21 protein-coding genes are annotated in these 25,173 nt (G+C 68.5%); 15 read left to right on the forward strand and 6 right to left on the reverse strand.

Going from position 1 to position 25,173, the window contains the following annotated elements; translation table 11 throughout:
* Window positions 1–41 precede the first annotated feature (41 nt).
* Both KK7_RS0101105 and adh read left to right on the forward strand, forming a co-directional pair.
* The gene (locus KK7_RS0101105; protein ID WP_010542804.1) at window positions 42–995 is read left to right on the forward strand and encodes a GAF domain-containing protein; all 954 of its coding nucleotides are present in this window, start codon (window positions 42–44) and stop codon (window positions 993–995) included.
* A gap of 141 nt (window positions 996–1,136) precedes the next feature.
* Window positions 1,137–2,654: an aldehyde dehydrogenase gene (adh, locus tag KK7_RS0101110; RefSeq protein ID WP_010542805.1), complete on the forward strand. Its 1,518-nt coding sequence runs from the start codon at window positions 1,137–1,139 to the stop codon at window positions 2,652–2,654.
* Between the two features lie 37 nt (window positions 2,655–2,691).
* Here the strand turns inward: adh and KK7_RS0101115 are convergent, their stop codons facing one another.
* Entirely contained in the window at window positions 2,692–3,765 is a 1,074-nt protein-coding gene (locus KK7_RS0101115) for a DUF3667 domain-containing protein (RefSeq protein ID WP_010542806.1), read from the reverse strand.
* A 48-nt stretch (window positions 3,766–3,813) separates the two neighbouring features.
* On the opposite strand from KK7_RS0101115, the gene KK7_RS0101120 reads away from it, so the two are divergent.
* From KK7_RS0101120 to KK7_RS0101160, 9 genes are all read left to right on the forward strand, one after another.
* Complete coding sequence (locus KK7_RS0101120) at window positions 3,814–5,082, forward strand: glutamate-5-semialdehyde dehydrogenase (protein WP_010542807.1); 1,269 nt, start codon at window positions 3,814–3,816, stop codon at window positions 5,080–5,082.
* A 16-nt stretch (window positions 5,083–5,098) separates the two neighbouring features.
* Complete coding sequence (locus tag KK7_RS19865) at window positions 5,099–5,758, forward strand: nicotinate-nucleotide adenylyltransferase (protein WP_010542808.1); 660 nt, start codon at window positions 5,099–5,101, stop codon at window positions 5,756–5,758.
* 26 nt (window positions 5,759–5,784) lie between these two features.
* The gene (gene rsfS / locus KK7_RS0101130) at window positions 5,785–6,138 is read left to right on the forward strand and encodes a ribosome silencing factor (protein ID WP_010542809.1); all 354 of its coding nucleotides are present in this window, start codon (window positions 5,785–5,787) and stop codon (window positions 6,136–6,138) included.
* Between the two features lie 24 nt (window positions 6,139–6,162).
* Window positions 6,163–6,585, forward strand: coding sequence for a 23S rRNA (pseudouridine(1915)-N(3))-methyltransferase RlmH (locus KK7_RS0101135; RefSeq protein ID WP_010542810.1), 423 nt, complete (start codon window positions 6,163–6,165; stop codon window positions 6,583–6,585).
* Complete coding sequence (locus KK7_RS0101140; RefSeq protein WP_010542811.1) at window positions 6,585–7,745, forward strand: murein hydrolase activator EnvC family protein; 1,161 nt, start codon at window positions 6,585–6,587, stop codon at window positions 7,743–7,745. Before KK7_RS0101135 ends, KK7_RS0101140 begins: the two co-directional genes overlap by 1 nt.
* A 65-nt stretch (window positions 7,746–7,810) precedes the next feature.
* Window positions 7,811–9,139 carry a S41 family peptidase gene (locus KK7_RS0101145; RefSeq protein ID WP_010542812.1) on the forward strand — a complete coding sequence of 443 codons (1,329 nt, stop codon included), beginning with the start codon at window positions 7,811–7,813 and terminating at the stop codon, window positions 9,137–9,139.
* A gap of 5 nt (window positions 9,140–9,144) precedes the next feature.
* Complete coding sequence (locus KK7_RS0101150; RefSeq protein WP_040597302.1) at window positions 9,145–9,630, forward strand: disulfide bond formation protein B; 486 nt, start codon at window positions 9,145–9,147, stop codon at window positions 9,628–9,630.
* Window positions 9,627–10,160, forward strand: coding sequence for a demethoxyubiquinone hydroxylase family protein (locus KK7_RS0101155; protein WP_010542814.1), 534 nt, complete (start codon window positions 9,627–9,629; stop codon window positions 10,158–10,160). The genes KK7_RS0101150 and KK7_RS0101155 overlap by 4 nt, the downstream gene beginning before the upstream one ends.
* A 56-nt stretch (window positions 10,161–10,216) precedes the next feature.
* On the forward strand, window positions 10,217–10,627 hold the full coding sequence (locus KK7_RS0101160) for a hypothetical protein (RefSeq protein ID WP_010542815.1): 411 nt from the start codon (window positions 10,217–10,219) through the stop codon (window positions 10,625–10,627).
* 7 nt (window positions 10,628–10,634) lie between these two features.
* On the opposite strand, the gene KK7_RS0101165 is transcribed toward KK7_RS0101160, so the two are convergent.
* Window positions 10,635–11,840, reverse strand: coding sequence for a hypothetical protein (locus KK7_RS0101165; RefSeq protein WP_010542816.1), 1,206 nt, complete (start codon window positions 11,838–11,840; stop codon window positions 10,635–10,637).
* 90 nt (window positions 11,841–11,930) lie between these two features.
* Here KK7_RS0101165 and KK7_RS0101170 point away from each other — a divergent pair, with 90 nt between their 5' ends.
* From KK7_RS0101170 to KK7_RS0101180, 3 genes are all read left to right on the forward strand, one after another.
* Entirely contained in the window at window positions 11,931–13,178 is a 1,248-nt protein-coding gene (locus KK7_RS0101170; protein ID WP_010542817.1) for a putative DNA modification/repair radical SAM protein, read from the forward strand.
* Between the two features lie 80 nt (window positions 13,179–13,258).
* Window positions 13,259–13,744 carry a hemerythrin domain-containing protein gene (locus tag KK7_RS0101175; RefSeq protein WP_010542818.1) on the forward strand — a complete coding sequence of 162 codons (486 nt, stop codon included), beginning with the start codon at window positions 13,259–13,261 and terminating at the stop codon, window positions 13,742–13,744.
* Window positions 13,745–13,747: 3 nt separating this feature from the next.
* Window positions 13,748–15,124: a UdgX family uracil-DNA binding protein gene (locus KK7_RS0101180; protein WP_010542819.1), complete on the forward strand. Its 1,377-nt coding sequence runs from the start codon at window positions 13,748–13,750 to the stop codon at window positions 15,122–15,124.
* Here KK7_RS0101180 and KK7_RS0101185 read toward each other — a convergent pair whose 3' ends face one another.
* Window positions 15,125–16,414, reverse strand: a complete 1,290-nt coding sequence (locus KK7_RS0101185) for an adenylosuccinate synthase (protein ID WP_010542820.1) — start codon at window positions 16,412–16,414, stop codon at window positions 15,125–15,127.
* Between the two features lie 143 nt (window positions 16,415–16,557).
* Window positions 16,558–19,920, reverse strand: coding sequence for a PAS domain-containing protein (locus KK7_RS0101190; protein WP_237709106.1), 3,363 nt, complete (start codon window positions 19,918–19,920; stop codon window positions 16,558–16,560).
* A 124-nt stretch (window positions 19,921–20,044) separates the two neighbouring features.
* Between KK7_RS0101190 and KK7_RS0101195 the strand changes: the two genes are divergently transcribed.
* The gene (locus tag KK7_RS0101195) at window positions 20,045–21,052 is read left to right on the forward strand and encodes a fumarylacetoacetate hydrolase family protein (protein ID WP_010542822.1); all 1,008 of its coding nucleotides are present in this window, start codon (window positions 20,045–20,047) and stop codon (window positions 21,050–21,052) included.
* A gap of 113 nt (window positions 21,053–21,165) precedes the next feature.
* On the opposite strand, the gene KK7_RS19870 is transcribed toward KK7_RS0101195, so the two are convergent.
* Window positions 21,166–21,708: a hypothetical protein gene (locus KK7_RS19870; RefSeq protein ID WP_010542823.1), complete on the reverse strand. Its 543-nt coding sequence runs from the start codon at window positions 21,706–21,708 to the stop codon at window positions 21,166–21,168.
* A 44-nt stretch (window positions 21,709–21,752) separates the two neighbouring features.
* Window positions 21,753–25,163, reverse strand: a complete 3,411-nt coding sequence (locus tag KK7_RS0101205) for an error-prone DNA polymerase (protein ID WP_040597305.1) — start codon at window positions 25,161–25,163, stop codon at window positions 21,753–21,755.
* Window positions 25,164–25,173: the final 10 nt, after the last annotated feature.

Raw genomic sequence — 25,173 nt, forward strand, 5'->3', positions numbered from 1 at the left:
CCGCGCGCGGGGCGCAGCATCGCCGCACAACGGAGTCGCCCATGCCCGCCCAGTTGCCGCGCCATGCCGATATCGTGCTGGATACCGTCCGCTCGCCGAGCAGCGCGGCCGTGTCGCCGCTCGCTGCCTCGTGGTGTCGGTCGGCGCTGCACCACCAGCTCGATCCGGAAACGGGCAACCGCGAACGCATCGACGGTGCCGCGCTGGCCGAGCGGCGGACGCAGCATCAGCCGCTGCTGGCGGTGGCCGCGCCGGTGCTCGACGAGATGTTCCGCACCGTCGGCCGCAGCGGCTGCGGCGTCGTGCTGAGCGATGCCGAGGGCGTGATCCTGGAGACGCGCGCCGGCCCCGGCGACGTCGATGCCTTCGCCCGCGCCGGACTGGTCGAGGGCGCGCGCTGGGGCGAGGCGGAGGAGGGCACCAACGGCATCGGCACCTGCCTGTTCGAGGATCAGCCGGTGATCATTCACCGCGACCAGCATTTCGCCAGTCGCAACATCGGGATCAGCTGCATGGATGCCCCGGTCCATGATCCGGAAGGCCGGCTGGTCGCCGCGCTCGACGTATCGAGCTGCCGCGCGGACCATGGCCCGGCGATGGCGGAGATGATCGCCTCGTTGGTGCGCGACGCCGCCCGCCGGATCGAGCGCGACTATTTCTGCCGCCACTTCGCCGACCGCCGCATCCTGTTCCTCGCCGAGGAAGCGGCGACGGGCACCGCGCTGCTCGCGGTCGACCGGGACGATCTGGTGGTGGGCGCCAGCCGGGGTGCGAGGCTCCGGCTGGGGCTGGGTGCGCGCGCGCTCGTCACCCCGCAGCCGCTCGAATCGCTGCTGGGCGAGGGCGCCGCGCCCTCGTTCGACGATGCGGATCGCGCGGTGCTGCGCCAGGCGCTGGCCCGCGCCGGCGGCAATGCGAGCGCGGCCGCGCGCATGCTCGGCATTGGCCGGGCAACCTTGTACCGGCGGCTGAGCAAGGCCGGCATCCGCCACTGAGCGCCGCCTGTCTCACAATCGAGACAGGTCCACCGATCCTGTCGGCCGTTCCCCTTCCGGGTCGCGGCCCGAAGGCGCATCCTCCGCCCCGACGCCGAGAACGGCGCTGACATCTAGGCAAGAGGATCCAGGCAGATGGACATGCTGGTTGAGAACCGCCCGAGCGCGCTGAAGGCGCCGTTCGCCGCGCGCTACGACAATTTCATCGGCGGCCGCTTCGTTGCCCCCACCGCCGGGCGCTATTTCCAGAACGTATCGCCGGTTACCGGACAGGTGGTGTGCGAGATCGCCCGCTCCGACGCGGACGACATCGAGCGCGCGCTCGACGCCGCCCATGCCGCCGCCGATGCCTGGGGCCGCACGCCGGTGGCCGAACGCGCGCGGATCCTCAATCGGATTGCCGACCGGATGGAGGCGAATCTGGAGAAGCTCGCCACCGCCGAGACCTGGGACAATGGCAAGCCGATCCGCGAGACCATGGCCGCCGACGTGCCGCTGGCGATCGACCATTTCCGCTATTTCGCGGGCGTGGTGCGCGGCCAGGAAGGCTCGATCGGCGAAATCGACCACGACACCATCGCCTATCATTTCCACGAACCGCTGGGCGTGGTCGGCCAGATCATCCCGTGGAACTTCCCGCTGCTGATGGCGGCCTGGAAGCTCGCGCCAGCGCTGGCCGCGGGCAATTGCGTCGTCCTCAAGCCCGCCGAGCAGACCCCGGCCTCGATCCTGGTCTGGGCCGAGCTGATCGGCGACCTGCTGCCGCCCGGCGTGCTCAACATCGTCAACGGCTATGGGCTGGAGGCCGGCAAGCCGCTCGCCTCGTCGCGCCGGATCGCCAAGATCGCCTTCACCGGCGAGACCAGCACCGGCCGGCTGATCATGCAATATGCCAGCGAGAACCTGATTCCCGTCACGCTGGAACTGGGCGGCAAGTCGCCCAACATCTTCTTCGAGGACGTGACCCGCGAGGACGACGATTTCTTCGACAAGGCGGTCGAGGGCTTCGTGATGTTCGCGCTCAACCAGGGCGAGGTTTGCACCTGCCCGAGCCGTGCGCTGGTCCACGAGAAGATCTATGACCGCTTCATGGAGCGCGCGCTGCAGCGCGTGCAGGCGATCGTCCAGGGCAGCCCGCTCGATCCCGCGACGATGATCGGCGCGCAGGCCTCGTCCGAGCAGCAGCAGAAGATCCTGTCGTATATCGACATCGGCCGGCAGGAAGGCGCCGAGCTGCTGATCGGCGGCGGCGCGGCCGATCTGGGCGGCGATCTCTCGGGCGGCTTCTACGTCCAGCCCACCGTGTTCCGCGGACACAACAAGATGCGGATCTTCCAGGAGGAGATCTTCGGGCCGGTGCTCTCGGTCACCACCTTCAAGGACGAGGACGAGGCGCTGCATCTCGCCAACGACACGCTCTACGGCCTTGGCGCCGGCGTGTGGAGCAGAGACGCCAACACCTGCTACCGCTTCGGCCGCGCGATCAAGGCCGGGCGGGTGTGGACCAACTGCTACCACGCCTATCCGGCGCATGCGGCGTTCGGCGGCTACAAGCAGTCCGGCATCGGGCGCGAGAACCACAAGATGATGCTCGACCACTATCAGCAGACCAAGAACATGCTGGTCAGCTACAGCCCGAAGAAGCTGGGCTTCTTCTGATCTACCGGATTCCCGCGCCGGCAGCCCGGCGCGGGGATCAGCCCATGATGCCCAGCAGGCCGAGGATCAGCAGGAACAGTGCGGCGATGATGAGGATGAACCACAGCAACAGGCTGGTCCGGAAGATCGCGGAACGCCATCCCAATCCATAGGCCTGCTTCAACTGCCGGCACATATGCACCGGCGGGACAAAGGTCGCGAGCGTGCCCAGGACGCCGGGGGATACATGCACGGCGCTCAGCAGGGTGATGACGATGAAAAACAGCGACATCGCCGCAATGGAGTAGGTGACGAACACCGCGTGGTCATACAGCTTGTACTGCCGCTTCCAGAAGAACAGTAGCCACACGAACGGCAGCGACAGCGGGATCAGCAACCACGAGAACTTGTAGACGCTCGACTGGAGTTTGTAGAGCATCAGTGCAGGATTCTTCTGCCACTTTTCGATGCCGTGATCGAGCGTGTGCCAGCCAGTGTGCACTTCCTTGATCTCGTCGCTATCGTCGCGCATCACGGCGGGCATCTGGGCGATGGCGGCCTTGAACCCGGCGATGTCGCGGTCGGCCTTGGCGATCTCTTTCTGGAGATCGGCGCGATCCGGATCGCCCGCGTCCAGCTTGGCGAGCTTGGCCGCCTTGCTGCTGCGGGTGGCTTCCGTCTTGGCGATCGAATGCTGGAGCGCGACCGTCGGCTTCATGCTGTTGGTGTCCAGATCGGTCGGCGTCGAGATGCCGAGGATCTGGAAGATCGCGAACATCGTGAAGATCGAAAACAGGAACATCGCCATCGGCGAGACGAAACGCGCGCGCTCGCCCGCGATATAGCGGCGGGTGAGGTCGCCCGGCCGCCAGGCGAGCAGCGGCAGGGTGCGCCACATCTTGCCCTCGAAATGCGCGACGCCGTGGAGCAGCTCGTGCCCGATCGCGCCCAGCGAGCGGTGGACGTGCCCCGATTGCCCGCATTGGTGGCAATGCGAACCGATCAGCGCCGTGCCGCAGTTCAGGCAGATCGTGCCATGCCCATGCCCATGGCCCTCGCCGGCATGCGGCTCCGCCGCACGGCCGAGCAGGCCCCCCATCACCAGTTCGCCGGCTGCGTCGAATTCCCCCATGGGACCTGAGGCTACCAGCTTCCGGCACTTCGTGCTAGCGACCGCAGCATGGCAGACATCGACACGCTCGACACCCAGATGCTGATCGCCGACATGGGCCGCCGCGCCCGTGCCGCCGCCACGGTGCTGGCGGCGATGCCAAGCCCGGCCAAGGCCGCCGCCCTCCGCGCCGCTGCTGGCGCGATCCGCGCGGCGGAAGCCGCGATCCTCGCCGCCAATGCCGAGGACATGGCGGCCGGCGCGGCCAACGGCCTGTCCGGCGCGATGCTCGACCGACTGCTGCTCGATGCCAAGCGGATCGACGGCATGGCGGCCGGGATCGAAGCCGTCGCCGGGCTGGACGATCCGGTCGGCAGCGTCATCGACGAACGCAGCCGCCCCAATGGCCTGATACTCAAGCGCGTGCGCGTGCCGATCGGGGTGATCGGCATCATCTACGAGAGCCGCCCCAACGTGACGGCGGACGCCGGCGCGCTCTGTCTGATGTCGGGCAATGCGGCGATCTTGCGCGGCGGATCGGAGGCGATCCGGAGCAACCGCGCGATCCATGCCGCCTTGGTGCAGGGCCTGGTCGCGGCCGGCGCGCCCGCCGATGCGATCCAGCTGGTGCCGATCACCGACCGCGCCGCGGTGGGCGCGATGCTCACCGCCGAGGGGCTGATCGACATGGTCGTGCCGCGCGGCGGCAAGGGGCTGGTCGCGCGCGTCCAGGCCGAGGCGCGGGTGCCGGTGCTCGCCCATCTCGACGGCATCAACCATACCTATGTCGACCGTGCCGCCGACCCGGCGATGGCGGAGCGCCTCGCGGTCAATGCCAAGATGCGCCGCACGGGTATCTGCGGATCGACCGAGACGCTGCTGATCGACCGCGGCTTCGCCGATCCCGGGCCGATCCTTGCGGCGCTGGCGGAGGCCGGCTGCGAACTGCGCGGCGACGCCCAGGTGCAGGCGCTCGACGCCCGCGTGCAGCCGGTGGCCGACGAAGACTGGGACACCGAGTATCTCGATGCGATTCTCTCGGTGAAGCTGGTCGATGGTGTCGAGGAAGCGATGGCCCATATCGCCGCGCACAGCTCGCACCACACCGATGCGATCCTGACCGAGGATGCCGACACCGCGTCGCGCTTCCTCAACGGCGTCGACAGCGCGATCGTGATGTGGAACGCCTCCACCCAGTTCGCCGATGGCGGCGAGTTCGGCCTCGGGGCGGAGATCGGCATCTCCACCGGTCGCCTGCACGCGCGCGGGCCGGTCGCGCTGGAGGGGCTCACCACCTACAAGTGGCTGGTGCTCGGCACCGGCCAGGCGCGGCCTTGAGCCTCTCCCTCCACCCTTGAAGCGAATCGGTCTTCTCGGCGGGTCGTTCAATCCGGCGCATCGCGGGCATCGGCGACTATCGCTCCATGCCCTGCGCGCGCTCGATCTGGACGAAGTGTGGTGGATGGTCTCGCCCGGCAACCCGCTGAAGGACAAGGCGGGCATGGCGCCGTTCCAGGCGCGACTCGCCTCGGCGCGGGCGATGGCACGACACGCGCCGATCCGGCCGACCGCGATCGAGAAGAAGCTCAAGACCCGCTACACCGCCGACACGCTGACCAAGCTGCCCCGGCTCTACCCGAATCACCGCTTCCTCTGGCTGATGGGGGCGGACAATCTGGCGCAGTTTCATCGCTGGGAACGGTGGCGCCACATCGCCCGTCAGGTTCCGATTGCGGTTATCGCGCGTCCGGGGTATGATAGGGGGGCCCATGCAAGTCCTGCAATGGGTTGGCTGCGGCGCGCTGTGCGGCCCGCAGGCCAGGCGAAACATTGGACGCGATGGAGATTGCCGGCACTCGTGCTGTTGCGCTTCCGCCCCGATCCGACGTCGGCAACACGCCTTCGGGCTGCCGATCCCGCCTGGCACCGGCGATTCCTCGGGTCTTCTCCGCAGTTGGAACAGGAGAGCCCGGCGCCGTCTCCACTCACTTCGCACACACCGTCGCTAGACTAGGAGCAACCTTGGCCACTTCCCCCAATATGCAGCGTTCGAACGACGCCGACAGCGTCGAAGCGCTGCATAGGCTCGTGCTCACCTCGCTGGAGGATGACCAGGCGGTGGAAACCGTCTCGATCCCGCTCGCCGGCAAGAGCAGCATCGCCGATTACATGGTGATCGCATCGGGCCGCTCGACCCGACAGGTCGCCTCGATGGCGATGAAGCTGGCGGACAAGCTCAAGGCCGAGCAGGGCCGCACGCCCCGCATCGAAGGCCTGCCGACCGCCGACTGGGTGCTGATCGACGCGGGCGACGTGATCGTCCATCTGTTCCGCCCGGAAGTGCGCAGCTTCTACAATCTCGAGCGGATGTGGTCGTTCGAGGGCCAGGCCTGATCTGATCCCGAAGGTCCGCGCGCAATGCTGCTGCACATCGTCGCGCGCGGCCGGATCGGGCGCAGTCCCGAGGCCGAACTGGTCGACCGCTATCTGAAGCGCGTCACCTGGGGTACGCGGGTCACCGAACTGCCCGACACCGGCGGCAAGATGCCTGTGCTGGCGCCCGGCACCCGCGTGGTGATGCTGGACGAACTCGGCGAGAACCTGCCCTCGAAGACGTTCGCCACCCGGCTCGGCGCATGGCGCGACGACGGGGTGCGCGAGACGCGCTTCCTGATCGGCGCCGCCGACGGCTTCGACGATGCCGCGCGCGCCGAGGCGGACATGCTGCTCAGCTTCGGCAAGGCGACCTGGCCGCACATGATGGCCCGCGCGATGCTCGCCGAGCAGCTCTGGCGCGCGGTTTCGATCCTCGCCAACCACCCCTATCATCGCGAAGGCTGATGGGTCCCGGCCGCAGCCTCGGGATCGCGGCGGCGCTGATCGCGATCACCGCCACGGGGTTGCTCGCCCAGCCCCGGCCCGACGCCACCCAGCAGACGGCCCGTACCGCAATCGAGGCCAGTGCCGCCGCGAAAGCCGCCGAGGCACGCGCGGCGGAACTCGATCGTGCCGCCGCCTCCGAGCGGGACGGCGAGGCCCGCGCGCGCGCCGAACAGGCGGCCGCGGCCCAGCGGATCAAGGCCGCCGAAGCCGAACAGGCGGCCGCCGAAGCGCGGCTGGCGTTGCTCGATCGGCTGCTCGCCCGTCAGCGCGTCGCCTTCGCGGAGCGGCAGCGCCCGGCGCTGGAGCTGGTCGCGGCGCTGCAGGCGATGGCGCGGCGACCGGCGGTGCTCGCGCTCGCCCAGCCGGGATCGGCGCAGGATCTGGTCCATGTCCGTGCGACCTTGGCCAGCCTGCTTCCCGCCATCGAGGCGCGCAGCGCCGGGGTTCGGGCGGATCTTGCCCGGTCGCGCGCCCTGCGGACCGCGACGGCCGGGGCGGTGGCCGATCTGAAGAAACGCCGCGAGGAGCTTGAAGCCCGGCGGCTGGCGGCGCTTCAGCTCGAATCCGAGCATCACCTGGCGGCCGTGGCGCTGGGCCGGGATGCGCTGGTCGCCTCCGATCGTGCGCTCGCGCTGGGCGAAAAGGCACGGGAACTGGCGGCGGACGCGGATCGCGGGCAAAGCGCCGCCTATGTGCGGTCCGACCTGCTCCCCTTGGCCGGGCCCCTGCCGCGCCCCGGCACGGCTGCCGCCCCGCCTGCCGGCCCCGCCCCCTATCGTCTGCCGCTCCAAGGCCGGCTCGTCACCGGCTTCGGCGAACTGTCGCCGGCCGGCGTCCGGGCGCGCGGGCTGACCTTCGAGGCGACGCCAGGAACGCCGGTCATCGCTCCCGCGCCGGGCACGATCGCCTATGCCGCGCCCTTTGCCGGCTATGGTCAGGTGGTGATCGTCGACCATGGCAAGGGCTGGACCAGTCTGCTCGCGGGCCTCGCCACGCTGACCGTTCGCCCGGGTGCGACGGTGGCGCAAGGGGCGCCGCTCGGCACGGGCAGCGGGCGCGTCACGGTCGAACTTCGCCGGCGCGGGCAGCCACTGGACCTGACCCAATTGCTCGACTGACACTGCGTGCAAATCCGGCTATCCTCGCCTACATTAGCAAGGTCGCCCTTCCGGAAAGTCTCTTGATGCTGCGTTCGTTTCTTCAGGTTTCCGCCGCCGTCGGCGCACTCGCGATCATTCCCATCACATCCGGTGCCATGGCGGGGGTCGATACCAGCAGCTATCGCGAGCTCGACACCTTCATGGAAGTCTACAACACCGTGAAGGCCAACTATGTCGACAAGGTCGACGACAAGACGCTGGTGAAGGGCGCGATCGACGGGATGCTGGCGGCGCTCGATCCGCACAGCAGCTTTGCCGACGGGCTCGATTTCGACAATCTCAAGATCCAGACCGAGGGCAATTACGGCGGCCTCGGCCTCACCGTCACCCAGCAGGACGGCGCGGTGAAGGTGATCGCGCCGACCGAGGACGGCCCCGCCGCCCGCGCGGGCGTCAAGTCTGGCGACTTCATCACCCATCTCGACGGCAAGTTCATCGTCGGCGGCAGCCTGGACGAGGCGATCACCCAGATGCGTGGGACGCCGGGGACCAAGATCGCGCTGACGATCGTGCGACCGGGCGCCGACAAGCCGCTGCAGTTCACGCTCACCCGCGAGATCATCACCCAGAAGCCGGTGAAGTGGGAGATCAAGGACGGCGTCGGCATCCTCAACATCAACACCTTCACCGCGCACACCGGTGGCGACACTGCGCTCGCCATCCAGGCGATCGAGAAGAAGCTCGGCCACAAACCGCTCGGCTATATCGTCGACCTGCGCGAGAATGGCGGCGGCCTGCTGACCGAGGCGATCGCCGTGGCCGACGTGTTCCTCAACCATGGCGAGATCGTCTCGCAGCGCGGCCGCGAGAAGACCGATATCGAGCGCTACTATGCCGAGAGCGTGTTCCCGGGCGACCTCGCCAAGGGGCTCCCGGTGATCGTGCTCACCGATTCCGGCACCGCCTCCGCATCGGAGATCGTCGCCGGCGCGCTGCAGGATCACCATCGCGCGATCGTGATGGGCGTGCGCAGCTTCGGCAAGGGATCGGTGCAGACCATCCTGCCGATGGGCCAGCGCGCCGCGCTGCGCCTGACGACCGCGCGCTACTACACGCCGTCCGGCCATTCGGTGCAGGAGGGCGGGATCAAGCCCGACATCGTCGTGCCGCAGCTCTCCGACCCCGACTACAAGTCGCGGCCGGTGCTGCGCGAGGCCGATCTGCGCCGCCACCTGATCAACCAGGAGAAGGTGGACGACGGCGTGCTCGAGGAAGACACCGCCACCGATCCGCGCTTCACCGCCACGGCGGAGGAACTGAAGAAGAAGGGCGTCGAGGATTTCCAGCTGAGCTATGCGGTGCAGACCATCGCCCGGCTCGGCAAGACCGTGTCGGCGGGGGCGGGCAAGTGAGCGCGATGCCGCGCACCGTGCCGGTGCTCGCCCGCTGGCTGGCGCTGCTGCTGCCGCTCGCGCTGCTCGGCGGCGCGATCGGGTCGCAGTTCATCGGCGGTCTGGTGCCGTGCGAGATGTGCGTGTGGCAGCGCTGGCCGCATCTGGCCGCGATCGTCGTCGCCACGCTCGCCTTCTTCGTGCGCGGGCGGCGGCAGGTGGCGGCGCTGGTGCTGCTCGCCGCGCTGCTGATCGCGGTGAGCGGCGCGATCGGCGTCTATCACGCCGGCACCGAATATCATTGGTGGCAGGGCATCACGAAGTGCACGGCGGCGCCCACCCAGGGTTCGCCGATGGACATGCTGACCGAGGCGCTCCGTCGCCCGATCGTGCGCTGCGACGTGCCCCAATGGACGATGTTCGGCATCAGCCTGGCAGGCTATAACGCTATCCTGTCGCTGGGCGGCGCGGTGCTGATCGCGCTGCTGGCCACGCGGAGGACGGTACGATGAGCTGGAAGCCGGGCGATCGGCGCGAATCCCATGACGCGATGGTCCGGGTGGACCAGGCGGGCGAATATGGCGCCACGCGAATCTATGCGGGCCAGCTGGCGGTGATGGGCGACCGCACTGCCACGGCGCGCCTGATCAACGGCATGGCCAATCAGGAAGAGCATCACCGCGCCTTTTTCGATGCGCTGATCGCCAGGCGCGGCGTGCGGCCGACCCTGCTCCAGCCATTCTGGGACGTCGCGGGATTCGGCCTGGGTGTGGTCACCGCCGCGCTGGGGCCGCAGGCGGCGATGGCCTGCACCGCCGCGATCGAGACCGAGATCGACCTGCATTACCAGGCGCAGCTCGAACAGCTGGGCGACGAGGATCCGGAACTCCGCGATGCCGTCGCGCGATTCCGGGACGAGGAGATCGAGCATCGCGATACCGCGATCGCATCGGGCGCGGAAAACACGCCGGGCTATCCGGTGCTTTCGGCGCTGATCCGTGCCGGATGCCGGGTGGCCATTGCGGTTTCGAAGCGGATCTGAAAGCGGCTGTTAAGGCGCATCGGGCCATGGTTGCGCGAGGACAGAGGAGAAACAGGGTGCTCAAGAGCTTCGCCATCGTCATTGCAGCCGCTGCGGCACCGCTGCTCGCGGCCGCGCCGGCACACGCCCAGAATGCCGTGCAGAACGGCGTGCTGATCATCTACGGCAACGACAAGTGCCCGACGAACAAGAATGGCGAGGAAATCGTCGTCTGCCAGCGACTGGATGAGGCGGAGCGCTTCCGCATCCCGAAGAACATTCGCGACAACACGCCCACCGATCCGCAAAAGGGCCAGTCTTGGGCGGTGCGTTCGCAGGACGCGCTGACCGTGGGCAATTTCGGCACCGGCAGCTGCACCACCGTGGGTGCGGGCGGCGGCACCGGCTGCTTCGTCCAGCGCGCCACTGCCGCCCGCGCCGAGCGCCGGGAAATGAAGAAGGCCGAGACCGAACTGCCGCTGCCCTGAAACGGGCTCAGGCCGGCGCGCGTCTGATCCAGGCGGGTGCCGGCAGCCGCACCGCATCGGCGATCAGCCAGAGCATCGCGACGCCGCGTACGCTGGCGGCCAGCAGGATGTCGTGCGGGGTGGCATAGGGCCATGCACCCGCCATGCCGGCGAACCACCAGAATTCGGCGAAATAGGCGGCAATGTCGCCGATCACGAACAGGGCCAGCGGCTTGAGCCTCGGGCTGGTCATCACCAGCAGCGGGTAGAGCCACAGGTCGAACTGCGGCGACCAGACCTTGTTGGTCAGCAGGAACCAGGCGAGCACCGGGGTGAACAGCACCCACAGGCGATCCCGATGCTGCCGCCAGCCCAGCCCGACGATCGCCGCCGCGCCGCCCAGAAAGGCTATGGAGGCGTAGAGGTTGCGCTGGGCGACGTCGGTCACCCAGACGCCCTGGTTCGACAGGATTTCCCAGGTCGATCCGGCGGTGCCAGAGCGCGCCTGCGAGAAGCGGTAGAATTCGGACCAGTTGTCGGGTGCCGCCAGCGCGACCGGCAGGTTCACCGCCGCCCAGGCGCCGATCGCCACCAGCGTGCAGGTGGCGGCGGTGCCGATGCGGGTCCGCCAGGATTCGCCGGGGGCGAACAGCGCGGAAAGGCCGATCAGCGGCAGCAGCAGCGCCGGGAACAGCTTGGCCGCCGCGCCCAGCGCCGCCAGCGCTGCCGCCAGCACCAGCTTCTGCCGTTGCGCCGCCAGCATCGCCGCCACGGCGAAGGTCGCGGCGCCCAGATCCCAGTTGTGGCCGAGATAGAGGATCAGCGGGGGCGCCAAGGCCCATAGCCACAGCCGCGTGCGGTCCATCCCGGCACGGGCGAACATCCACAGGATCAGCCCGGCGAGCAGCGCATTGACGATCGTCACCGCGCCCAGGAACGCCGCATCATTGGCGGAAAGGCCGAACACCGCGCGGGTGATCGCGCCCTCGATCCAGATCTGCAGCCCGGTGAGTACCGGATACTCCATCGGCGTCTGGAAATAGGGGATCAGCCCCTCGTTGACGTGCCGCCCGGCCCAGAACGGCATCGCGTCGCTGTAGCAGCCCGTCGTGTACTGGATCGCGCCGACCCAGCCGTGCACCGTGCAATGCGCCTTGAACAGCCAGCCCAGCAGGCAGGTGACGACCATCGCCAGCGCCAACGCGGCCACCCGTTTGTCGATCGTTCGCGCCATGTTTCGCAATCCCTCCGCCAGCCGCTGCTACAGGGCCGATGGCCGAGCGTCCATCTGGACAGCAAACGACTGAGAACATAGAAAGAACGAATGGCGCAACTCGACACCCGTGCGAAGCTCGCGATCCTTGCCGATGCCGCGAAATATGATGCGTCCTGCGCGTCCTCGGGGACGACCAAGCGCACCTCGAAAGACGGCAAGGGGCTGGGCTCCACCACCGGCATGGGGATCTGCCACGCCTATGCGCCGGACGGGCGCTGCATCAGCCTGCTCAAGATCCTGCTGACCAACAGCTGCATTTTCGACTGCCATTACTGCATCAACCGCAAGAGCTCGAACGTGCGCCGCGCGCGGTTCACGCCGGCCGAAGTGGTGGATCTCACGCTCAACTTCTATCGGCGCAATTACATCGAGGGGCTGTTCCTCTCCTCGGGCATCATCCGCTCGTCTAACTACACGATGGAGCAGATGGTCGAGGTCGCGCGGTCCTTGCGCGAGGACCATCATTTCCGCGGCTATATCCATCTCAAGACGATCCCCGATGCCGATCCCGAGCTGATCCACCAGGCCGGGCTCCATGCCGATCGCGTCTCGATCAACGTCGAGCTGCCGACCGTGGCGGGGCTCACGCGCCTCGCGCCGGAAAAGTCGGCGCCGCGGATCGAAGGCGCGATGCTGGAAATGCGCACTGCCATCGAAGACGGGGCGGATGCGCGGAAACGCTATCGCTCGGCGCCCAGGTTCGCGCCCGGCGGCCAGTCGACCCAGATGATCGTCGGCGCCGACGCCGCGACCGATGGCGACATCATCGGCCGAGCGGCGGGGCTCTACGGCCGGTTCGGCCTGCGCCGCGTCTATTATTCGGCGTTCAGCCCGATCCCCGATGCCAGCGCGGTGCTGCCGCTCCAGCGCCCGCCCCTGATGCGCGAGCACCGGCTCTATCAATCCGACTGGCTGATGCGCTTCTACGAATTCCGCCCCGACGAGGTGGCGCAGGCGGCCGACCCGGCAACGGGCATGCTGCCGCTCGACATCGATCCCAAGCTCGCCTGGGCGCTGCGCTTCCGCGATCGCTTCCCCGTCGACGTCAACCGCGCGCCGCGCGAGGCGCTGCTCCGCGTGCCGGGGCTGGGCACCAAGGCCGTCGCCTCGATCCTCGCCGCGCGCAAGTGGCGGCGGTTGCGGCTGGAGGACGTCGCGCGGCTCACCGTGTCGCTCGCCAAGATTCGCCCGTTCATCGTCACCGCCGACTGGCGGCCGGTGGCGCTGACCGACAAGGCCGATCTGCGCGCCTGGATCGCGCCGAAAAAGGAGCAGCTGGAGCTGTTTGCCGCATGATCGGGGCCTTGCGAACGACTCGTGGGAGCAACCTGCGCGATCTTGGCCGGTTGGGAGGGGAAACCCAGGGAGACTCCCACATGGCCGACCAGCCCCGCATCTTCGCCGACCTCATCGCCGATCACGATCGCCAGCGCGACCTGATCGCGAAAATCGATGCCACCTCGGGCGACAGTGCCGAACGCCGCGACCTGTTCGAGCAGCTCCGCCTCGAGCTTCAGTCGCACGCCGCCGCGGAAGAAGAATCGCTCTACGCGACGATGCTCGCCAATCCCGAGCTGCGCGAGGATGCACGCCATTCGGTGTCCGAGCACAAGGAAATCGACGACATGCTCGGCGAGCTGATCGACATCGACATGGCCTCGTCCGCCTGGCTCTCCAGGTTCCGCGCGATGAAGGATCGCTACCTCCACCATATCGACGAGGAGGAGGAAGAGATGTTTCCGACCGCCGAGAAGCATCTCTCCACCGCCGACGAGGAACGGCTGGGCAAGCTGTTCGAGAAGCGCAAGCCCAAGGAGCTGGAGCGCGCCGAGGCGCACCCGCCGGGCGACGACCGCGAGTAAGCGTTGCGAGCCGTCACGCTTTCTGCCGAGGATGATTTCGAGGGCTGGCGCGATGCGGCGCGGGCGCTGGCCCAGGCGCAGGTCGCGCCGTCCGAGATCGTATGGCGGGTAGGCGAGGGCGGCGGCGACCTGTTCGCGGCCGAGCCGATGGCGCTGCCGACGGCGGCAACCACGACGCTCAAGGTGCCGCGCGACTTCCTCCAGCTGGCGCAGACCGTCGTCCTGCATTCGGATCCGCAGCGTTTCGCCCTGCTCTACACGTTGCTCGCCACCGACCCGCACCGGATCGAGGACCGCGCCGACCCGCTGGTCCGCCGGGTGGAACTGATGGCCAAGGCGGTGCGGCGCGACATCCACAAGATGCGCGCCTTCGTCCGCTTCCGCGAACTCGTCGATGACAGCGGCCCGCGCTACATCGCCTGGTTCGAGCCCGAGCATCACATCGTCCGCGCCAATGCCCGCTTCTTCGTCGAGCGGTTCGCCAGCATGCGCTGGTCGATCCTGACGCCCGAGGTCTCGATCCACTGGGATGGCAAGACGCTCAGCGAAGGGCCACCCGCGACGCGCGGCGATGCCCCGGCGGACGATCCGGTCGAGGCGGTGTGGAAGACCTATTACGCCTCGATCTTCAATCCCGCCCGCCTCAAGACCGGCGCGATGCTGAAGGAGATGCCGCGCAAATACTGGAAAAACATGCCCGAAACCGCGTTGGTCAAGGCGCTTGTGGCCGGTGCCCGGGCGCGGGAGACGGCGATGGTGGAAACCGCGCGCAGTGCGGTCGGCGGCAATGTCGAGGGTGCGTGGACGGCGCTTCGCGACGAGGCGGCGGCATGCACCCGCTGCCCGCTCTACAAGCCGGCGACGCAGACCGTGTTCGGCGAGGGGCCCCTCGATGCCGACATGATGCTGGTCGGCGAGCAGCCGGGCGACCAGGAGGATCTGGCGGGTTGCGCGTTCGTGGGGCCGGCCGGGCAGATGCTCGACAAGGCGCTCGACGAGGCGGGCATCGACCGTGCCCGCGTCTATCTCACCAATGCGGTCAAGCACTTCAAGTTCGAGCCGCGCGGCAAGCGGCGCATCCACGCCAAGCCCGATGCCGGCGAGATCACCGCCTGCCGCTGGTGGTACGAACAGGAACTGGCGCTGGTCCGCCCGAAGCTGGTCGTGGCGCTGGGCGCCACCGCCGCGTGGCAGATCACCGGCAAGGCGGCGACGATTTCGAAGCTGCGCGGCCAGCAGCTGGCGCTGCCCGAGGGCGGCACCGGCTGGGTGACGGTGCATCCCAGCTATTTGCTGCGCCTGCCCGATGCCGAGGCGGCGGCGCAGGCCTATCGCGACTTCGTCGCGGACCTGCGCGCCGCCCGGGCGCTGGTGGGCTGATCAGTCCGCGAAGGGATCGCGGACGAGGATGGTGTCCTCGCGCTCCGGGCTGGTCGAGACCAGCGCCACCGGGCACTGGATCAGCTCTTCGACGCGGCGGATATATTTGATCGCCTGTGCCGGCAGCTCGGCCCAGCTGCGCGCGCCCGCAGTCGATTCGGACCAGCCTTCCATCGTTTCGTAGATCGGCTCCACCGCCGCCTGGTCGGGCGCGCTGGCGGGGTAATAATCGAGCACCTCGCCGTTCAGACGGTAGCCGGTGCAGACTTGGATCTCCTCGAACCCGTCGAGCACGTCGAGCTTGGTCAGCGCGATGCCGGTGATGCCCGAGACCGCGACCGACTGGCGCAGCAGCACCGCGTCGAGCCAGCCGCAGCGACGCTTGCGGCCGGTGACGGTACCGAACTCATGGCCGCGCGTGCCGAGCCGCTCCCCGGTTTCGTTGTCCAGCTCGCTCGGGAAGGGGCCCGATCCGACGCGGGTGGTATAGGCCTTGGCGATGCCGAGCACGAAGCCCACCGCGCCCGGCCCCATGCCGCTGCCGCTGGCGGCCGTGCCGGAGACGGTGTTGGACGAGGTGACGAACGGATAGGTGCCATGATCGATGTCGAGCAGCACGCCCTGCGCGCCCTCGAACAGGATGCGGCGGCCGCGCGAGCGTGCCTCGTTCAGCATCTTCCACACCGGCTGGACGAAGGGCAGCACGAAGCCGGCGATGCCGCGCAGCTCTTCGAGCAGGCCCTCGCGATTGATAGGCGGCTGGCCGAAGCCGGCGCGCAGCGCGTCGTGATGCGCGGCGAGGCGATCGAGCTGCGGCCCGATCGAATCGAGATTGGCGAGGTCGCACACCCGGATCGCGCGGCGGCCGACCTTGTCCTCATAGGCCGGGCCGATGCCGCGACGGGTGGTGCCGATCTTGCCGGCGCCGCTGGCATCTTCGCGCAGCGCATCGAGATCGCGGTGGAACGGCAGGATCAGCGGGCAGGTATCGGCGATCTTCAGCGTGTCCGGCGTCACCTCGACGCCCTGCTCGCGCAGCTTCTCCACTTCGGCCTTGAGCGCCCAGGGATCGAGCACCACGCCGTTGCCGATCACGCTCGGCGTGCCGCGCACGATGCCCGAGGGAAGCAGCGAGAGCTTGTAAATCTTTTCGCCGATCACCAGCGTGTGGCCGGCATTGTGCCCGCCCTGGAAGCGGACCACCACGTCGGCGCGCTCGGCGAGCCAGTCGACGATCTTGCCCTTGCCTTCGTCACCCCATTGGGCGCCGATCACTGCCACATTTGCCATGGATACACGTCCTCCGCCTGCCGGGCGGACCCTGGCCGCCCTTCGACAGGACTCGGCGGCAGGGACTGGTCAACCGGACGCATCGCCCGAAGCCGCGGCGCGAATGGCGAAACCCGCCCGCAAGGTCAAGCCTTTCTTGGCGCTCAGCCGTCGAGTGCGGTCCGGATCGCGACAGCCAGCGTGGCGATGTTGAACGGCTTGGCGAGGATATTTTCGGCAGCGCCGTCGGCCGGGGCATCGGGCGCATAACCGCTGGTGAGCAGCACCTTCAGGCCGGGCATGCGTGCGCGCACGCGCGCGGCCAGTTCGCGCCCGCTCATCTCGGGCATCACGACGTCGCTGAACAGCAGCGAGACTTTCTGGCCGCGATCGAGCAGCCGCAACGCTTCGATCCCGTCACGGGCGAACACCACGCTGTAGCCGAGCTCGCGTAGCGCCTCGACCGAATAGGTGCGCACCCGGTCCTCGTCCTCCACCACCAGCACCACTTCGCTGGCACGACCCCGCGGAAGTTCGCGCGCGGTGTCGCTTGCGGCCGGGCTCGGTACCGCCTCGGGCCGCGCCGGTAGCAGCACCCGCACGCAGGTGCCGCGGCCGGGCTCGCTGTCGATCGTGACATGCCCGCCCGACTGGCGAACAAAGCCGAACACCTGGCTGAGACCAAGTCCGGTGCCCTTGCCGACGCCCTTGGTGGTGAAGAACGGATCGAAGGCGCGCGCCGCCACTTCTGCCGGCATGCCGACGCCCGTATCGCGGATGCGGATCTCGACATAGTCGCCCGCCTCGATCTCGTGGCGGACGGCATCCTCGGCATCCAGGGTGCGCGATTCGGTCTCGATCGTCAGCGTGCCGCCGTGCGGCATGGCGTCGCGGCCGTTTACCGCGAGGTTGAGCACCACATTCTCGAGCTGGTTGCGATCGGCGACCACCGGATCCAGCCGGCGCGCGAACTGGGTTTCGATCACGACTCCTTCGCCGAGGGTGCGGACCAGCAGCTCGATCATGCCCCCAAGCATGTCGTTCACGTCGAGCGCGGTGGGGGCAAGCGGCTGGCGGCGAGAGAAGGCGAGCAAGCGCTGGGTGAGCGCGGCTGCGCGGCTCGCCCCGTCGCGCGCGGCGACCAGGTAGCGGTCGATGTCGGTCCGGCCCTGGCTCAGTCGACGCTCCATCAGATCGAGCGCGCCGATCACCACCGCCAGCATGTTGTTGAAATCGTGCGCGATGCCGCCGGTCAGCTGGCCCACCGCCTCCATCTTCTGCGCCTGGCGGAGCTGCGCCTCGGCTGCCATCAGTCGCTCGGTACGCTCGCGAACCGCCGCTTCCAGTTCCTCGCGCGAGCGGGCGAGCACTTCGCGCGCGTCGACAATGTCCTGGATGTCGGTGCTGGTACCGAACCAGCGGACGATGCGGCCGGTCTCGTCGCGTAGCGGCTGCGCGCGGCCCAGCGCCCAACGATAGATGCCGCTGTGGTGCCGCATGCGATATTCGATGCGGTACAGCTCGCCGGTGCGGACGCTATGCTCCCAAACCGCCGCCGCACGGTGCTGGTCGCCGGGATGAAGCACCTGACCCCAGGCATGGCCGTCGGTACTGCCGCGCGCGACCCCGGTATAATCGTACCAGCGGTCGTTATAGTAATCGACCGCACCATCGGCATCGGCCGACCAGACCATGTGATCGATCGAATTGGTGATTGCGCGGAACTGCGCCTCGCTCTCGCGCAGCGCCAGCACCGCATCGGCGCGTTCGACCGAATCCCAGGTGGTTTCGACCACCGTTTCGAGGAAGGCGATCTCTTCCGGGCGCCAGACGCGCGGCCCTGCCGCGTTGGCGTAGAAGGTCGCCACCCATTGTCCGCCGCGCAGCAGCGGCACGCCGATGGCCGAGGGAGAGATGCGGCTGAGCGCGCTGTCCGGAAACTCTGTCTTGCTGTCGCTGAAGACGACGGTGCGGCCTTCGCGGTAGCTGGGAATCAGCGGCGCGACCGCCTCGAGCACCCATTCGCCGGCAAGCAGCGGGAGTTCGCCGCTGGTCCAGCAGGGGCCCAGCACGATCTTGTCGCCGACGACGCGGTAGAATCCGACGCGCGCCAGCCCGAGCTTCGCCGCCAGTTCCTTGGCGGTCAGCTCCATGATCGCGTCCGGCGTCTCCAGCGCGCGCTGGCGCTCGGCGAGCGTGTGGAGGAAGGTCTGCGCTTCGGTGGCGGTGCGCAGATCGTCCGCGGCGTCCTGCGCGGCTTCCTCGGCCAGCTTGCGATCGGTGATGTCGAAGCTCACGCCCGGAAAGCGCACCGGACGTCCCTCGGCGTCGAAGGTGCAGCGCCCCTGGGTCAGCAGCCAGCGGACGGCGCCGTCGGCGCGCACTACCCGGAATTCGAGTTTCAGCGCCGTGCGGTTGGCAATCGACTGGCGGACTTCCATCGCGATCCGCATGCGGTCGTCTGGATGGATGAAGTTGAGCACCGCCTCGAAATTGCCGCCGTTGCTCACCCGTTGCGGGTCGATTCCGAACAGGGCGGCGAAGCGCTCGTCGCCGGTCACCCGCCCGCTTTCGGCGGTCCAGTCCCAGGTGCCGATGCCGGTGGAGGCATTGAGCGCGAGTTGCAGCCGCTCCTCGCTCCGCCGCAGTGCGTCCTCGGCGAGCGCCCGTTCGGTGATGTCGTTGGCCGACACGAAGATGCCGGTGGAGGCGCCGGTCGCGTCCTTGATCGGCTGGAACACGAAATCGAGCACGCGGCGCTCGGGCTCGGTATCCGGGCGGCGTTGCAGCATCACGTCGCGGTTTATCGCGCGGTAGGGCTCGCCGCTCTGAAAGACCTGGTCGAGCACCGTCACATACCCCTGCTCGACGATTTCGGGCAGCGCCTCGGCGACGCTCTGCCCCACGACCGACTCGCGGCCGACGATCGCCAGATAGGCGGGGTTGGCGAGCACGAAACGATGATCCTTCCCCTCCAGCAGCGCGACGGCGCCGGGGGCTTGCTGGAAATAATCGTGCAGCCGCTCCAGCTCGGCCTGCTTGGCGCGCTCGGCCAGCACCGTGCGGGTCGTCTCGTTGCCTTGGTTCAGGATGCCCAGCACCCGGCCCTCGGCATCGCGGATCGGCGTGAAGCTGTAGTTCCACCAGGTATCGCGGAGTACCCCATCGCGCGCCATGCGCAGCAACTGGTCGTACACCGCGAAGCCCCGCCCGGTCGCAACCACCTCCTCCATCTGCGGACCGACCACGTCCCAGATTTCGGCCCATACCTCGCTGCCCTGCCGACCCAGTGCCCAGGGATGCCGGTCCGCCGCGATCGGAGCCCAGGCATCGTTGTACAGCAGGCGGAACTCGGGGCCCCAGTAGAGCGCCTTGGGGAAGCTGGAGGCCAGCATCAGGTCGACGGTCATGCGCAGGGGCTCGCACCAGCTGTCCGCTGCGCCGAACGGATGGTTCGCCCAATCGAAGGTGCGGATGCGTTCCGCCATATCGCCGCTATGTTCCAGGAATCGAAGCGGAGCGGCCATGTACAATTCGTTGATCATGGCCCGCCCCGAAGTCAATGCGACTGGGCAAAATACGTAGCAAGGGGTTACGGTTCCGCGGCGCGCGAAGTTGCTCTATGGCAACCGCCGAAGGAGATGGTGTCAAATGAAACTAGCCAGCCTCAAGCAGGGACGGGACGGCAAGCTCGTCGTCGTCTCCAATGATCTCGCCTGGTGCGCCGATGCCGGCCATATTGCCCCCACGCTGCAGGCGGCGCTCGACGATTGGGAGCGGGTAGAGGGCGATCTGCGCAACCTTGCCACCGATCTTGAGCATGAAGCGATCCCGATGATGCGTTTTCACGAGCGCCAGGCCGCGGCGCCCTTGCCGCGTGCGTACCAGTGGGCGGACGGGTCCGCCTATGTGAACCATGTCGCGCTGGTCCGGCAGGCGCGCGGGGCCGAGCTGCCCGAGAGTTTCTGGCAGGATCCGCTGATGTACCAGGGCGGATCGGACGGTTTCCTGGGGCCGCGCGACGCGATCCCGTTGAAGGACGAGGCCTGGGGCTGCGACCTGGAAGCCGAGGTGGTGGTGGTGACCGGCGACGTGCCGCTGGGCGCATCGCGGGAAGAGGCGCTGGCGGCGGTGCGGCTGGTGGGGCTTACCAATGACGTTTCCCTGCGCAACCTGATCCCGGGCGAACTGGCCAAGGGATTCGGCTTCTTCCAGTCCAAGCCCGCCAGCGCCTTTTCGCCGGTGTTCGTGACCCCGGATGCGCTGGGCAGCTGGTGGCAGGACGGCAAGCTCCACCGCACGCTGATGGTCGACCTGAACGGCAAGCCGTTCGGCCGCGTCGAGGCGGGCGAGGACATGACCTTCGACTTCGGCACGCTGATCGCGCACGCCGCCAAGACCCGCGCGCTGGGTGCCGGCACGATCATCGGATCGGGCACCGTTTCCAACCGCGATGCCGATGGCGGTCCGGGCAAGCCGATCGGCGAGGGCGGCAAGGGCTATTGCTGCCTCGCCGAGGTGCGCACCGTCGAGACGATCCTGCGGGGCGCGGCGGAAACGCCGTTCCTCAAGGCCGGCGATACCGTGCGCATCTGGGCGGAGGACGACAAGCACCACCCGATCTTCGGCGCTATCGAACAGACCGTGGTGGCGGGCTGATTTCGGGTCGGCGCGGCGTTCTAGAGCGTTTTCACCTTGGGCGAAGACGCCCTAGGTTTTCGATTGCCGCATTTTCCGAGTCGTTGACCGTAAACGGTCAACTTGAAAATGCTCTAGCGATGCCGCGCCGGTGGCGCCGCGGGGCAGGGCGCGGCCTTCAGCCGATAGGCGGCAAAGGCCTGTTCCTTGCCCGCGGTATCGCGTGCGATGATCGTCCAGTCGAGGGTCTGGGCCATGCGCCGCCAGCGGTTGACGAAGATGTCTTCACCGAAGCGGTAGCGCATCTCGAAACCCTGCGCCTCCGCCTCCCCCTCTCCAGGTGCGGCGAAGGCGCCGCCGAAACTGTCCGCCCAATAGCCGGTGAGCGCGCCCGCCGGGCCCCCGGGCTTGGCCGGAAGCCAGCCGAAGACGAGGTGCGCGGCGTAGCGGTCGGTGGCATCGGTTGCGGCGACGCTGGTCGTATCGACCGCGATCATCGCACCCAGTGCGGCCGGCGCGGCGTGAAGCGTGAGGGTGACGGGCTTGCCCATCACGGTACCGTTGCCCTGCCAGCATCCCTCGATCGCGTGGAGACCCGCTGGCGGCGGCGCCACGCTCTGCGCTTGCGTGGTGAATGCGAGTGGTAACGCCGCGCCGGCGATCAGAAATCCGAGCATGTGTCCCCCGGGGAGATGATGCGGCGAGATAGCGCGTCCCCGCATCAGTGGAAATCGTGCGACTTGATGGGGATGACGTCCTCGCGGCGCGACGGCCAGCTCTCGGGCGTGCGCTGCCTCGGATAGGCGTGCGCGGGGTCGGTGGCGCGGGTCTGCGTGCGGTCGCGCGAATCGATCGTGCCGCCATGCGTCGCCCCGTCGCCCGGCATCGTCATGCGTGGCAGGTCGCGGTTGCCGACGCTGCGCAGCAATTCGGTCAGGTCGGTGATCGTCTCGGCGATCAGGTGCAGCACCTCGCCCTCGCGCTGGAGCCTTCCCCGCACGGAGATCATCGGCGCGGCGAGGATGATCGGGCGGTACAGCGCGAAGCGTGCCGGCCAGACGATCGCATTGGCGATGCCGGTCTCGTCCTCCAGCGTGAGGAAAATGCTCTTGGCGCTGCCCGGCTTCTGGCGGACGAGCACGATGCCCGCCACTTCCACCCGTGCCCCGTCCTTCAGCGTCTTGAGGTCGCCGCACGGGCGGATCCGCCGCGCGGCGAGCGTGCCGCGCAGGAAATGGAGCGGATGGGCGCGGAGGCTCAGCTGGGTAGCGCGGTAATCCTCCACCACCTCGCGACCCGCGCTGAGGGGCACGAGCGACACGGCGGGCTCGGCCGCCTGTATCGGTACCTCGATCCCCGCGAACAGCGGCAGCGGCGCCTGGTCGAGCGCCTTGATCGCCCACAGCGCCTGGCGGCGATCCTGGCCGAAGGCGCGGAAGGCATCGGCCTGGGCGAGCTTCGTGAGCGCGGCGGGCGCGACGCGGGCGCGGCGCCAGACATCCTCGATCGAGGTGAAGGGGCGTTCCGCGCGGGCGGCGAGGATGGCCTCGGCATCCCGCGCGGACAGCCCCTGCACGACGCGCATGCCGAGCCGGAGGGGGAGGAGGCCAAGATCCTCCCCGGAACGGGGAGGGGGACCGCCGCCGAAGGCGGTGGTGGAGGGGGAGCTCGGCAAGGGATGCCCGTGTGGAGACCCCCCTCCACCATGGGCTGGCGCCCATGGCCCCCCTCCCCGTGCCGGGGAGGATTGCAGCACCCGCGTATCCCAGTCGCTGTCGTTGACGCACACCGCGCGCACCTCGACGCCGTGCTCGCGCGCATCGCGGACGATCTGCGCCGGCGCGTAGAACCCCATCGGCTGCGCGTTGAGCAGCGCCGCGCAGAAGATGTCGGGGTGGTGGCACTTCATCCAGCTCGACGCATAGGCGATCTTGGCGAAGCTCGCCGCGTGGCTCTCGGGAAAGCCGTAGCTGCCGAAGCCCTCGATCTGCTTGAAGGTCCGCTCGGCGAAGTCCTGGGTATAGCCCTTCTTCAGCATGCCGCTGATCATCTTCTCCTTGAAATGGGTGACGCCGCCGGTCGACTTGAACGTCGCCATCGCCCGGCGCAGCGCATCGGCCTCGGCCGGCTTGAACCCCGCGCCGACGATGGCGACCTTCATCGCCTGTTCCTGGAACAGCGGCACGCCGAAGGTCTTCTCCAGCACGTCGCGCAATTCCTCGCTCGGATACTCGACCTCCTCCTTGCCCTCGCGGCGGCGGAGGTAGGGATGCACCATGTCGCCCTGGATCGGCCCCGGCCGCACGATCGCGACCTGGATGACGAGGTCGTAGAAGATCTTCGGCTTCAACCGCGGCAGCATCGACATCTGCGCGCGGCTCTCGATCTGGAAGGTGCCCAGCGTGTCGGCTTGTCGGATCATCGCGAAGGTGGCGGGATCGTCCTCCTGCATCGCGTCCGAGGCCAGGGTGAGCTTGATGCCCTTGTGCTGCTCCAGCAGATCGAACGCCCGCCGCATGCAGCCGAGCATGCCGAGCCCGAGAATGTCGACCTTCATCAGGCCGAGCGTCTCGATATCGTCCTTCTCCCATTCGATCACCCGCCGGTCGACCATCGCCGCCGGTTCGATCGGCACGATCTCGTCGAGATTCGCCTGGGCGAGCACGAAGCCGCCGGGATGCTGCGAGCGGTGGCGCGGCGTCCCGATCAGCTGGCGGGCAAGGTCGAGCGTCAGCGCGAGGCGCGGCTCGCTGGCGTCGAGGTTGAGCGCGGCGGCATCGGCCTCGCTTACCCCTTCGTTGGACCAGCCCCAGACCTGTCCCGCCAGCCCGGCGGTGACGTCCTCGGGCAGCCCCAGCGCCTTGCCGACCTCGCGGACCGCGCCGCGGGTGCGGTAGCGGCTGACCACGGCGGTGAGCGCGGCGTGGCGCGCGCCATAGGTTTCGTAGATCCACTGGATCACTTCCTCGCGCCGCTCATGCTCGAAATCGACGTCGATATCGGGGGGCTCGTTGCGGTCTTCGGAGAGGAAGCGCTCGAACAGCAGCTTGTGCACCACCGGGTCGATCGAGGTGACGCCGAGCAGGAAGCAGATCAGCGAATTGGCCGCACTGCCGCGCCCCTGGCAGAGGATTTCCTGCGCGCGGGCGAAGCGGACGATCGAATGGACGGTGAGGAAATAGGGCGCATAGCCGAGCTTTTCGACCAGCCCGAGTTCCTTCTCCAGCAGCGCGGCATAAGCGGGCGGCGGCCCTTCCGGGAATTTCGCGGCGAGCGCATCGCGGGCGAGCTTGGCCAGGGCCTCCTGCGGGCTGCGGCCGGACATCACCACTTCGTCCGGATAGCGATAGAGTTTGCCGAGTTCGCGGGGATTGAAGCTGCAGCGCTCGACCACCGCCTCCACCGCGTGCAGCGCCTCGGGCCAGGCGGCGAAGCGGCGTGCCATTTCGTGCGGGGGCTTCAGATGGCGATCCGCGCTGCGGGCGCGGCGGAAGCCGAGATCGTCGACCGTCGTGGTATGCCGGATTGCGGTCATCACATCGTGCAGCATCCGCCGGTCCGGATGATGGTACAGCACGTCGCCGGTGGCGAGCGGGGTGAGGCCATGCGCGGCGGCGGCCTCCGCCAGCCCGTGCAGCCGCACCGCCTCCTGCGGGCGGCGATGGCGGGTGAGCGTGACATGGCCGCGCTCCCCGAACACATCCGCCATCCAGCGCAGCGCCGCCGGGTCGCCGGCATCCGCCATGCCGGGCACCAGCGCCGCGACCAGCCCGTCGGCATGCCCCGCCACATCCTCCCAATGGAGGAAGCACTGCCCCTTCTCGCCATGCTGCGCGTCCGCCCGCGCCTTGCCGATGCTGAGCAGCCGGGTGAGCCGCGACCAGGCGGCGAGATCCTCGGGCCAGACCAGCACCCCGCTGCCGTCGGTCAGGTCGAGCCGGCAGCCGGTGACCAGCCGCACGCCGGTCTCCTCCGCCGCGACCAGCGCGCGGACGATTCCCCCGACGCTGTTGTGATCGGTGATGCCGAGCGCGGGCATGCCGTACGCCGACGCCGCCTCGAACAGTTCGGAGGGTGCGGAGGCGCCGCGCAGGAACGAATAATGGCTGGTGACCTGAAGCTCGCTGTACATGGCCGTCACC

The sequence above is a fragment of the Sphingomonas elodea ATCC 31461 genome, from assembly GCF_000226955.1.
In the GTDB taxonomy this organism is placed as follows: Bacteria; Pseudomonadota; Alphaproteobacteria; order Sphingomonadales; family Sphingomonadaceae; genus Sphingomonas; species Sphingomonas elodea.